Genomic DNA, 11,447 nt, shown 5'->3' on the forward strand with positions numbered 1-11,447 from the left:
TCACAAGAGGTTCCTTCCGGTATTCGGTATTTTTATTATTGATATATTGCTTTCTTACCAGCCAGCAATGTATTCTTCATCAAAGAAACGATGGTCATCGGTCCTACACCACCCGGCACAGGAGTGATAAATGAACATTTCGGAGCAACCTCGTCAAACTTAACATCTCCAGTCAGTTTGAAGCCTGATTTTTTTGTAGAATCCGGTACACGTGTAGTACCTACATCAATAACTACGGCACCTTCTTTTACCATTTCAGCTTTCACAAAGTTGGGTTGTCCCAATGCAGCGATGATGATATCGGCTTCCTGGCATTCTTTTACAAGATCTTTGCTCCGGCTATGGCATACGGTTACAGTAGCATCTCCTGGATAGGCTTTCTGCATCATCAGTGCAGCCATTGGTTTACCGACGATATTACTACGTCCCAATACTACACACTTCTTACCCGAAGTTTCTATTTGATAGCGTTTCAGTAGTTCAAGAATACCGTTAGGGGTTGCTGATACATAGCAAGGCAATCCTATGGACATGCGACCTACATTGATGGGATGAAACCCGTCTACATCTTTACGATGATCGATAGTTTCAATCACTTTTTGCTCAGAGATATGCTTGGGTAATGGGAGCTGTACGATAAATCCATCAACATCTGCATCTTCATTTAATTCACGTACTTTAGCAAGGAGCTCTTCTTCCGTAACATCCGCTTCATAACGGATGAGGCTGGATTTGAATCCACAAACTTCGCATGCTTTCACTTTGGCAGCAACATACGTTTCGCTGCCACCATCGTGGCCTACAAGAATTGCAGCAAGGTGAGGGCATTTGCCACCTTTTGCTACAATTTCTGCTACTTCTGCAGCAATCTCCTGTTTTACTTGTTCAGAGATTGCTTTTCCATCAATTAATGTCATATAAATATTTTTGTTTTGATTATAATTTATCTTGTATTAGGGGTCTAAAAGAGTATCGCAAATATAGAGCAAATAACCGAATATAACAACAATCCCGCTGACTTCATTTAAAATATGAAATTAGCGGGATTGGTATGCTTGCAGTTTATCTTTATTATTTCATCTTCGGCATCATTTTGCCCATCTTGCTACCCGTTACCATTTTCATCATCTTGCGGGTTTGGTCAAATTGTTTCAACAGACGGTTTACTTCTTGAATATTCGTACCACTACCTTTGGCAATGCGTTGACGACGCGAACCGTTCAGAAGAGCCGGATTACTGCGTTCTGCCGGAGTCATCGAATAGATGATAGCCTCAATACTTTTAAATGCATTATCATCAATATCAATGTCCTTAATAGCTTTACCTACACCCGGTATCATAGAAGCCAAGTCTTTCAGGTTGCCCATCTTTTTGATCTGTGCAATCTGACTCAAGAAATCGTTGAAATCGAATTGATTCTTGGCAATCTTCTTTTGCAGGCGTTTTGCTTCTTCTTCATCGTACTGCTCCTGGGCACGTTCCACCAATGAAACGATGTCACCCATACCAAGGATACGGTCTGACATACGTGAGGGATGGAATTGATCAATAGCATCCAGTTTTTCACCTGTACCCACAAACTTGATCGGCTTGTTCACCACCGAACGAATGGAAAGAGCGGCACCACCACGGGTGTCACCATCTAATTTAGTTAGTACAACACCGTTGAAGTCAAGTCGTTCGTTAAACTCTTTTGCTGTGTTTACAGCGTCCTGGCCGGTCATGGAGTCTACTACGAATAGGATTTCGTTTGGATTGATTGCTTTTTTAATAGCGGCAATCTCGTTCATCATCTCTTCGTCTACTGCCAGACGTCCGGCTGTATCGACAATGACTACATCGTATCCTTTGGCTTTAGCCTCTTGAATGGCGTTTTCAGCAATTTTCACCGGATTCTTGCTGTCAGGTTCAGAGTATATTGGAACTCCAATTTGTTCAGCTAGTACGCGCAACTGTTCAATAGCGGCAGGGCGGTATACATCACAAGCCACCAACAATGGCTTCTTGTTCTTTTTCGTTTTCAGCATTCGTGCCAGCTTACCTGAGAAAGTTGTCTTACCGGAACCTTGCAGACCGGACATCAAAATAACTGCCGGCTTTCCTTCCAAATCAATCTCTGCAGTTTCGCCACCCATCAATTGAGTCAGTTCATCGTGCACGATTTTTACCATCAACTGACTGGGCTTTACAGCTGTCAGCACGTTTTGTCCTAATGCTTTTTCCTTAACAGTATCAGTGAAAGTTTTGGCTACTTTGTAGTTTACGTCAGCGTCCAACAGTGCTTTACGCACATCTTTCAGGGTTTCCGCAACATTGATTTCGGTGATCTTTCCTTCACCTTTCAGAATTTTAAACGACCTTTCCAGTCTTTCGCTTAAATTATCGAACATGATGATATAATTCTATTTATAAATTACAAATTACTCTTATTGAGGCGCAAAAGTACAAAAAATCCACGTATCTACCTTCATTTAAGGCAATAATATTATTCAACCGAGGTAGCGGGATAAGTGAAAAGAATAGTTGGACCTTCTTTGCTATCGGGGATTACTTGATATGTACCGCCAAAGTGTTTTATAAACAGACGGTTGACATCATTACGCAAAGCAGAGTCTTGATTGGCATATTTGAGGTCTGCGAGGGGGCAGTTGGTGATTTTAAAACGTAATATTTCTCCGTTCTTGTTCAGAGTGAAGTTGAGATCGCGTTCTTCTTTGAAAGAAGCGAATGGACAAGTTAGAATACTGACAACGAATTGCATGAACCGGTTTGTGTCTGTATGGATGATATATTCGTCAATGTTACTGATGAAATGAGTATGCAAGGTAGAATTCTGCATATGTGCCATTCCTACAGCATCGTTGCAGAGCTGTACGATGTCATAATTACTCATTTGGAATTTCATCATACCGGCTTCCAGGCGCGACAAATCAAGGACATTGTTGACTAAACGCATTAGCTGATCCGTGTTTTGCTGAATAATTTCCGCATATTCTTTACGGGTTTGATCGTCTATTTCCGCTTCGTTTGCTATGATTTGTGAGAACCCCAATACTCCGTTTAGGGGAACACGGATGGCGTGACTCATATTGGAGAGGAAACGATTCTTCATTTCATTGGCTTCTTCTGTCTGTCGTGTGGCTTTATGAGTTTCTTTTTCTGATATCTTTAGTGCTTTTCGTATCAGATTGATGCGGAACATATAGCCGATACATAAGATCAAAATGATTCCGAGACTCAAAAGAATACTGGTTTGTACACGATTTCTTAGTTTTCCACGCTCCCATACCAATTGGTTCAGATGATGTATTTCTTTGATTTCCTCCAGTTGTTTAGCTGATATGGCGGCAGTCAGTGAATCCTGAATATGATTGGAACTTTCGTACAGTGGCAGGGCTTCTGCATATTTACCCATTTCTTGCAGAATGTCAGCTTTCCGCGATAATTGTTTGGCATACTCCATTTGGGCAGATTCAAATTGTTTCATCTTTATCAGAGCAGAATCTATATAGAGAAGTGCAGCCTGATAATCTTTTGTATGCCGGTAATACTCCGCACTTGCATCATAATACAGGGCCATATAGGGAATATAACTCTGCGGAGTTATGAAGTCTTGAGCTTCTTCTATATGATATTTAGCCGAGTCTGTCTTTCCTATCCCTGTATAATAGTAAGTTTGAAATATTTCTGAGAATAGATAAAGATTGAAATATGATTCATACATATCCGGATCTAAACTAAGCATTTTTTGCAATAGCTGTTTGTTTTCTTTCAGATACGTCTTCAGGCTTGAATAGTCTTTCTGGTCTTTACTGAATACAATTAATTGATTCAGAACATTAAACTGTGTACTGCTGGTTGTTTGTTCCGAAACATATTTATGAGCTTTTCGAAGCGCTTCTCCTTCTTCTTTTGTACGGTTGGTTTCATGGTATGCACTTGCCAGACATGAATAAGCAGCTATACGGCCGTCTGTGTTATTCAGTTCTTCTGCTTTCTCAAGCATTTTTAATGATTCATTGATGGCATATTCATATTTCTCCTTATATGTATAAGTATAAATAAGCAATTTTTGTGCATTGAAGTACAACCTGAAAAACTCCATGCGTTCAGCAATGGGTTTCACGTAGTTCACCAGTTTACTGACACTATCGACTTCATTCTTATTATAATAGTACAATATTTTGAAATATGTACTGCTGCATATATATTTAGGATTCTTTTGGTACTGTGCTTCGTTGAACATTTCTTCAGCATATTCTATATAATGCGGAGAGTTTTGTTCGGTAAGCACGAGTTTCTCAAGTAATTTTAATCTTGTGGTGTCATGCGGAAGTGCACGCAGTTCGATTAACAGACTGTCTGCCACAGATGATTTTTCTGTTATATTTTCTGCAAATGCGAGGAAACTCTGTAGGAAAAGAGCGAGTATTAACAAGGTTTGTTTCATTGCGCTGCCTCCTTTCTGTTGGTAGAGTGAATTGGATGAGTAAACAAGAAGCGGGAACCATCCTTATATTCAGGATCTATCCATATTCTTCCGCCGAAACGTTCTACAATTAATTGACAGATAGAGAGTCCCAATCCGCTGCCTTGGGCATTTTCATTCAGCTTTTCAAAACGGTTAAATATCTGTCCCTGTTTTTCCGGGGCGATCCCACAACCGGTATCTGTAACCGAAAACACAGTCATTTCTTCTGATTCTTTCTCCAATAATAAGGTTATGCTACCTTCTGTGGTAAATTTGGTTGCATTAATCAACAGATTGATAAGTAACTGCTGGAGGCGTGCCTCATCCGTATAGATTTCCATTTTTTCCTGAGACGTTTGGAATAGGACTGTGGCGGATGTTTGCTTTATCTTCTCTACCGTATCCACTACATTGCGACAAATAGCTACTGCATCGCTGTTTCCAAACTGGAATTGCATTTTCCCGATTTCCAAACTGGAAAGGTCAACAACATCGTCTATCAGCTTCAAAAGTAAGTCTGAATTTTGCTGAATGATTTCATTGCATTGTTGTCGGGTTCCGATGTCAATATTAGCATCGGTCAGAATAGATGAGAAACCGGACAAGGCATTTAGTGGAGTACGTATTTCATGACTCATATTCGACAGAAAAAGACTTTTGGTACGAATGGAGTTCTCAGCACTTTGCCGGGCTTTTTCCAATTTATGTTGAGATGCAATCAAGCGTGCATTGATTTTACGAATATAAAGTACGGATACAATAGATATGCCTAGAATGAGGATACAACCTATAATTGAATAAAAAAGCAAACGGCTTCGCTCGCTTTGATTATCCATCTCGAGACGGTCCACCTGATATATGGTTCGCAACAGATTTATCTGGGTGGAATAGTTACGGGCATTGATAGAATCTCGTGCAATATTGATGTCTTGAAAAATGGCACATGCCTCTCTAGGCCTGTTTTGTTTGGTATACAGTTGTGCCAGTGAATTCTTCATTTTTAGATATCTGTTATAGACATTGGCACTGCTGGTATTTATGGTCAGCTCATTATATAATTTGATAGCTAGTTCGTCATCTCCAATTCTTTTGGCATATTCAGCTTGTATATATTTCAAGATAGAACTATGAAAATAAAACGGATAGTATTCATACCATTCTTCTGCTTCCTGAATATATTTCCGGACTTTATCCATATCATTATTATGGAGGTAATAATATGCTTGGAAGATATTTTCTATGAAACGGCTGTGCTGATAATCATTCATTTGTTCCATTTGATCCAAATAGGCTTTAGCTTTATCCATCCTCCCCATTCTGATGAGGGTTGGAATTAGTTGAATCAAGACTTTTTCCTGTAATTTTTCGGAGTCGGATACTTTATGCAATTTCTGCATGGCTATTTCGTATTCTTCGATAGCCTCATTATTCATGTTGGCATTAAGATAAGTATCTCCTATTGCATAATGGGCTATGGCTATGCCGATATCGTATTTCATTTGAGTGGCCTGTTTCAGCATAACATTTGCTTTTTCCAACGCTTCGTTGATGTGGCCGTCTGAAACGAGGGCATATACAGCCATCTGCTGCATAAGGAACATGTATTTATAGTCCTTTCTGCTACGGAATACTTCTACAAGTTCATTTTCCCATTGGGCGATATCTCTTAATCTGACTTCCTGAGAATAACCTAAGTTATTATCCATCAGGTATTCCATAAGATGTATACGCTCATCTTCCGAATCCTTGCTTGCAGACAGGATATAGGAAGTACCGTAAAATAACATCAACAATAATAGTATGATCGTTTTACTGAGCTTCACCTTATTAACTAATACGTTTATACAATGATATGTGATTAATTGCGACAAAAATAACTAAAAAGGACGAGATATCCGAAAATGTCTCGTCCTTTTTGTATATTTAATCCTATTTCTTGTTGATTATATCCTTTGGCTTCAGTTTTAGCTGTTCATACTCATTAGGAATTCGTCGTTGTCTTTGGTTTTTTCCATACGATCTTTTACGAAATCCATAGCTTCTATCGGGTTCATATCAGCCAGATATTTGCGGAGTATCCACATGCGATCCAATGTTTGCTTATCCTGCAACAGATCATCACGACGAGTGCTGGAAGCAACAATGTTGACTGCAGGGAAAATACGTTTGTTGGACAGGTTGCGGTCGAGTTGCAACTCCATGTTACCTGTACCTTTGAATTCTTCGAAGATAACTTCGTCCATTTTAGAACCGGTATCAATCAATGCAGTAGCCAGGATAGTGAGTGAACCACCATTTTCAATATTACGGGCGGCACCGAAGAAACGTTTGGGCTTGTGTAGTGCATTGGCGTCCACACCACCTGAAAGAACTTTGCCGGAAGCCGGGGATACCGTATTGTAAGCACGTGCCAGACGAGTGATAGAATCCAGGAAGATAACGACATCATGGCCACATTCTACAAGTCTCTTTGCTTTCTCCAGTACGATACCTGCAATCTTTACGTGACGTTCGGCTGGTTCATCGAAAGTTGAAGCAATTACTTCGGCATTTACGGTACGAGCCATGTCGGTTACTTCTTCGGGGCGTTCGTCGATAAGCAACATGATCATGTAAACTTCCGGATGATTTGCTGCAATTGCATTGGCTATATCTTTCATCAGGATGGTCTTACCGGTTTTAGGCTGTGCCACGATCAATGCACGCTGACCTTTACCGATAGGAGCAAAGAGATCTACTACACGGGCAGACATGGAGTCGGAGTAGCCACCTTTGCATAATCTGAATTTTTCATCGGGGAATAACGGAGTAAGATGCTCAAATGGTACACGATCACGTACGAAAGCCGGATCACGTCCATTGATTTTTCCTACCTTTACCAATGGGAAATATTTTTCTCCTTCTTTCGGCGGACGAATTACACCTTCCACAACGTCACCTGTTTTCAGTCCGAACAATTTAATTTGGGATTGTGATACGTAAATATCATCCGGTGAAGAAAGATAATTGTAATCGGAAGAACGAAGGAATCCGTAACCATCCTGCATAATTTCCAGTACACCGGTACCGGTCAAGATATCATCGAATTCGTATACTTTTTCGCGCTCAATTACCGGTCTGCGTTCTTGCACAGGAGCATAGTTATCACCAGCATTTTGCTGCGCGGGACGTTGTTGCTGAACAGGACGCGGGTTGTTGTTACGATTATTATTGTTGTTATTATTATAAGGAGTATTATTATTGTCGCGAGGACGAAGGCGTGGGCGTTGTGCGGTTGCAGGCGTGGGTTCTGCTACGGGTGCTATAGGAGTCTCGGCTTTGGTAGCTTCGAATTTGCCCAGCAGTTCTGAAGGGAGCTCTATTTTCTCAGTCGGGAGATCTTCGATGGGAATGAAGTCATCTTCGGGTTCTGATAAGATAGGACTGTCCTCTATTACGACTTTCTTAACTACTTTAGGTGCTTCGGTTTCAAAGTTCAATTCAGGTTCAGCTTTTTTAGGCTCTTCCTTCTTTGCAACAGGCATAGGTGCGGGTATGGGAGCTTTTTCTTCCGTCTTGGTTTTGCGCGGACGCCCCGGTTTACGTTTCGGAGTAGCGTCTTCGGCTTTTTCGGGAGCGGATGCAGTGGTTACAACTGCTTCAGGAGCTTTCTCAGCTACCGGTGCTTTTGTTGCCTCAGCTACTGGTTGTACCTTGGCAGCTGCAACTGTGGTTTCAGCTTTTGCCTTAGTGAGGTCGCCATTTTTGTTGGCGGTGAAGACTTTGTCAGTACTCTCTTTTTTTACGGTTACGCGGGTACGTTTTTGTTGTCTATCCACTTTACGCTCTTCTTTCAGCTTTTCAGCAGCAACCTTTTTGGTAGCACCTGCGATGGCTTGTTCATCAAGTATCTTGTAAACAAGTTCTTCTTTTTTTAGTGAGTCTGTCTTTTTAATACCCAGCTCTTGGGCAATAGATTGAAGTTCCGACAAATTTTTGTCGTTCAATTGAATGATATTATACATACAGTATATATGTGAATGGTTTAAAATTTCTTTTGTTATTGGACAGATATGTTCACACGGCTGCGGTTGTCGTCACAAGCAACGTGGCAAATATACCTTTATTTAATATAATGATTATGGGATATTTATTATTGAACCGGAAAACTGTTAGCTACCCGCACTTAGGAGTTTACAGAATGTTTCAACGGTGCAAAGGTAATAAATATTTTTGGTTTCATAAACAATTCGTCTTTTTTTTAATTTTAAAACTTTATCTTTGCTTGATAAACCAAGAAAAAGCGCATATATTTATGGATATAAACGAAGTTCATTTCATCTATTTTTCGCCTACTCGTACATCTAAACAAGTTGGCGAGGCAATTGTTCGCGGAACAGGATTAACAAATGTTGTTACTACGAATTTAACACTGCATACTGCTGAGGTAGATATTCCGGAGAATACACTGACTGTTATTGCTGTGCCAGTGTATGGTGGCAAGGTAGCTCCTTTGGCTATGGAGCGGTTGCAGGGCATTCGTGCATCAGGATCTCCGGTTGTGCTAGTAGTAGTTTATGGTAACCGCGCGTATGAAAAGGCTTTGATAGAATTGGACGCATTTGCTTCTGCTCAGGGCTTCAAAGTTATTGCCGGGGCTACTTTTGTGGGAGAACATTCGTATAGTACGGAACAAAATCCAATAGCCCCAGGGCGTCCGGATGCAAATGATTTGCAATATGCGGAGGAATTTGGTGCAAAGATACGGACGAAAATAAATGCCGCCATTGATATGGAACACTTGTATCCGGTGGATGTGAACCGTATCCAGCGCCCGCGCCAGCCTTTTCTGCCTTTGTTCAAGTTTCTGCGCCGGGTGATAAAGTTGCGTAAAAGTGGTGTTCCTTTGCCGCGTGTACCGGAAGTGAATGCGGAACTTTGCACGCATTGTGGCGTTTGCGCTGTACATTGTCCTTCAGGAGCTATCCTGAAAGGTGACGAATGTAATACGATTGCCGAAAAGTGCATAAAGTGTTGTGCATGTGTCAAAGGATGTTCGTTCAAGGCGCGGACGTATGATACTCCGTTTGCTTCATTGCTTTCAGACTGCTTTGTGCGGCAGAAAGAGGACCGGATTATTTTATAGCTTTAATCCTACATGCAATAAACTCCTTTCATTCAGAATTTCTACAGAATTCTCCGATACATTTGTGTCTGTATTTAAAATTAGGAACTATGAAATTATTGATAGTAGAGGATGAACGTGAATTGTCCGACAGCATTGTGAGCTTTCTGTGTCGGGAAGATTATCTGTGCGAACAAGCCTTTTCTTTTGCTGAGGCTGTCATGAAGGTAGAACTCTACGAATATGATTGTATCTTGCTGGATTTAATGCTTCCCGGAGGAAATGGATTGGATGTGCTGCGAAAAATAAAAAGTACATCGCCTCAGACGGGAGTTATCATCGTGTCGGCAAAGGATTCTTTAGACGATAAAGTGGCGGGACTGAAGATCGGTGCGGACGATTATTTAGCCAAGCCTTTTCATCTGCCGGAATTGAGTATGCGTATTTTTGCTTTGTTGAGGAGGAAATGTTTTACGAACAGCAACACTTTACAGAATGGTCCGATAAGTATTGATTTGCTTGGTAAGGTGGTTAGTGTCGGAACTGTCACGCTTGATTTGACCAAAACAGAATATGAACTTCTGTTATTCCTCATTGAAAACCGTCGTCGTGTTGTTTCTAAGAGTGCATTGGCTGAACATCTTAGCGGGGACATGGCGGATATGATGAATGACTTTAACTTCGTCTATGCCCACATCAAAAACTTAAAAGCGAAAATGGCGGATGTGGGTATGGCAGATTGCATTAAGACATATTATGGAACCGGATATAAATGGGCTATAGAATCATGAAAAGTCTTTTGCATAAAACACTCTCGCAGTTCCTTGTCTGTACGGTGGCAATCTTTATACTAGCCACTCCCTTGTTTTTCCTGCTCACCAAGTATTTCTATGCGGAGGATATGATAGACATTATCGAGGCGGTGCAATTAGGGACGTCTATTCCACATATTGATTTAGAACGGGATATTATGGTGGGAATGATGCTTCAGTTCCTGCTTATTTTTCTGGTCTTGAGCCTTGCTTTGTTTATTATGATGCGTTTCATTACACATCGCCTGTGGTTGCCGTTTGATGATACGTTGCAGAAGACAGAACAGTTCAACTTGGCGCAAAGTGCAGTGCCTCAGTTTCAGAAAACCGAAATAAAAGAATTTGCCCGGCTCAACAATTCGTTGGCAAAGCTGATGCAGAAAGATAAGGAGATTTATCGTATACAGAAAGAGTTTACCGAGAATGCTTCGCATGAACTCCAAACACCTATTTCTATTATTCGCAGTAAACTGGACTTGTTGATGCAGGAAGAACTGGACGAGCGGTCAATGAGTCTTGTTTCCGATCTTTACGACCTCAATACCCGGATGGAACATTTGAATCGCAATTTACTACTCTTGGCAAAAATAGAGAATTCACAGTACACAGAGATGGAGGAGGTCGATTTAGGCAGCTTTATTCGTGAGGCAATGCCTACTTACAATGTACTGCACAGTGATTTGAACATTTCATTCCTTGACCAGCGTACGTGCCATGTTGTGCACAATGTAAACACAATTCTGTTAAGTTGCCTGCTGAATAATCTTGTTGTCAATGCCATTCGCCATACTGCTGCAATGGATGGAGAGATTAGACTTTTGCTTTGCGATAACTATTTTACGGTCAGTAATCCGGCGGATGGGGTATCTCTTGATGCCCATACACTTTTTCAGCGTTTCAGTTCTGATGATACAAAGACGTCTGGGAATGGACTTGGACTTTCTATTGCGAAAGCTATTTGCGACTATCATGGTTGGAGGTTGCAGTACGTTTTCGAAGAGAATCACCATGTATTTTCAGTGCATTTTAGGTGATTTGTTGGTGAAATTATTTCAAAGC

At 40.9% G+C, this 11,447-nt stretch carries 8 protein-coding genes; 3 read left to right on the top strand and 5 right to left on the bottom strand.

Features of this window, described 5'->3' with window-relative positions; genetic code table 11:
• Window positions 1-35: 35 nt before the first annotated feature.
• From folD to rho, 5 genes are all read right to left on the bottom strand, one after another.
• Window positions 36-917 carry a bifunctional methylenetetrahydrofolate dehydrogenase/methenyltetrahydrofolate cyclohydrolase FolD gene (gene folD / locus BACCELL_RS17710; RefSeq protein ID WP_007213340.1) on the bottom strand — a complete coding sequence of 294 codons (882 nt, stop codon included), beginning with the start codon at window positions 915-917 and terminating at the stop codon, window positions 36-38.
• Between the two features lie 154 nt (window positions 918-1,071).
• A complete protein-coding gene (ffh, locus tag BACCELL_RS17715; protein WP_007213341.1) occupies window positions 1,072-2,391 on the bottom strand; it encodes a signal recognition particle protein in 1,320 nt (439 codons plus the stop codon).
• Between the two features lie 95 nt (window positions 2,392-2,486).
• Window positions 2,487-4,451 carry a histidine kinase dimerization/phospho-acceptor domain-containing protein gene (locus tag BACCELL_RS17720; RefSeq protein WP_007213342.1) on the bottom strand — a complete coding sequence of 655 codons (1,965 nt, stop codon included), beginning with the start codon at window positions 4,449-4,451 and terminating at the stop codon, window positions 2,487-2,489.
• Window positions 4,448-6,259, bottom strand: a complete 1,812-nt coding sequence (locus tag BACCELL_RS17725) for a tetratricopeptide repeat-containing sensor histidine kinase (RefSeq protein WP_007213343.1) — start codon at window positions 6,257-6,259, stop codon at window positions 4,448-4,450. The genes BACCELL_RS17720 and BACCELL_RS17725 overlap by 4 nt, the downstream gene beginning before the upstream one ends.
• A gap of 177 nt (window positions 6,260-6,436) precedes the next feature.
• Window positions 6,437-8,476 carry a transcription termination factor Rho gene (gene rho / locus BACCELL_RS17730; RefSeq protein WP_007213344.1) on the bottom strand — a complete coding sequence of 680 codons (2,040 nt, stop codon included), beginning with the start codon at window positions 8,474-8,476 and terminating at the stop codon, window positions 6,437-6,439.
• Window positions 8,477-8,766: 290 nt separating this feature from the next.
• Here rho and BACCELL_RS17735 point away from each other — a divergent pair, with 290 nt between their 5' ends.
• The 3 genes from BACCELL_RS17735 (at window position 8,767) to BACCELL_RS17745 (ending at window position 11,422) form a co-directional block, all read left to right on the top strand.
• Window positions 8,767-9,597 (top strand): 4Fe-4S binding protein, encoded by an 831-nt coding sequence (locus tag BACCELL_RS17735; protein ID WP_044153964.1) that lies wholly within the window; start codon window positions 8,767-8,769, stop codon window positions 9,595-9,597.
• 89 nt (window positions 9,598-9,686) lie between these two features.
• Window positions 9,687-10,367: a response regulator transcription factor gene (locus tag BACCELL_RS17740; protein WP_007213346.1), complete on the top strand. Its 681-nt coding sequence runs from the start codon at window positions 9,687-9,689 to the stop codon at window positions 10,365-10,367.
• On the top strand, window positions 10,364-11,422 hold the full coding sequence (locus tag BACCELL_RS17745; RefSeq protein ID WP_007213347.1) for a sensor histidine kinase: 1,059 nt from the start codon (window positions 10,364-10,366) through the stop codon (window positions 11,420-11,422). The genes BACCELL_RS17740 and BACCELL_RS17745 overlap by 4 nt, the downstream gene beginning before the upstream one ends.
• Window positions 11,423-11,447 lie beyond the last annotated feature (25 nt).

This window comes from Bacteroides cellulosilyticus DSM 14838, assembly GCF_000158035.1.
Lineage (GTDB): Bacteria > Bacteroidota > Bacteroidia > Bacteroidales > Bacteroidaceae > Bacteroides > Bacteroides cellulosilyticus.

Excerpts from the sequence above, each read along its gene's own strand:
- folD (WP_007213340.1), bottom strand. The coding sequence starts at position 917 with ATGACATTAATTGATGGAAAAGCAATCTCTGAACAAGTAAAACAGGAG.
- ffh (WP_007213341.1), bottom strand. The coding sequence starts at position 2,391 with ATGTTCGATAATTTAAGCGAAAGACTGGAAAGGTCGTTTAAAATTCTG.
- BACCELL_RS17720 (WP_007213342.1), bottom strand. The coding sequence starts at position 4,451 with ATGAAACAAACCTTGTTAATACTCGCTCTTTTCCTACAGAGTTTCCTC.
- BACCELL_RS17725 (WP_007213343.1), bottom strand. The coding sequence starts at position 6,259 with ATGTTATTTTACGGTACTTCCTATATCCTGTCTGCAAGCAAGGATTCG.
- rho (WP_007213344.1), bottom strand. The coding sequence starts at position 8,476 with ATGTATAATATCATTCAATTGAACGACAAAAATTTGTCGGAACTTCAA.
- BACCELL_RS17735 (WP_044153964.1), top strand. The coding sequence starts at position 8,767 with ATGGATATAAACGAAGTTCATTTCATCTATTTTTCGCCTACTCGTACA.
- BACCELL_RS17740 (WP_007213346.1), top strand. The coding sequence starts at position 9,687 with ATGAAATTATTGATAGTAGAGGATGAACGTGAATTGTCCGACAGCATT.
- BACCELL_RS17745 (WP_007213347.1), top strand. The coding sequence starts at position 10,364 with ATGAAAAGTCTTTTGCATAAAACACTCTCGCAGTTCCTTGTCTGTACG.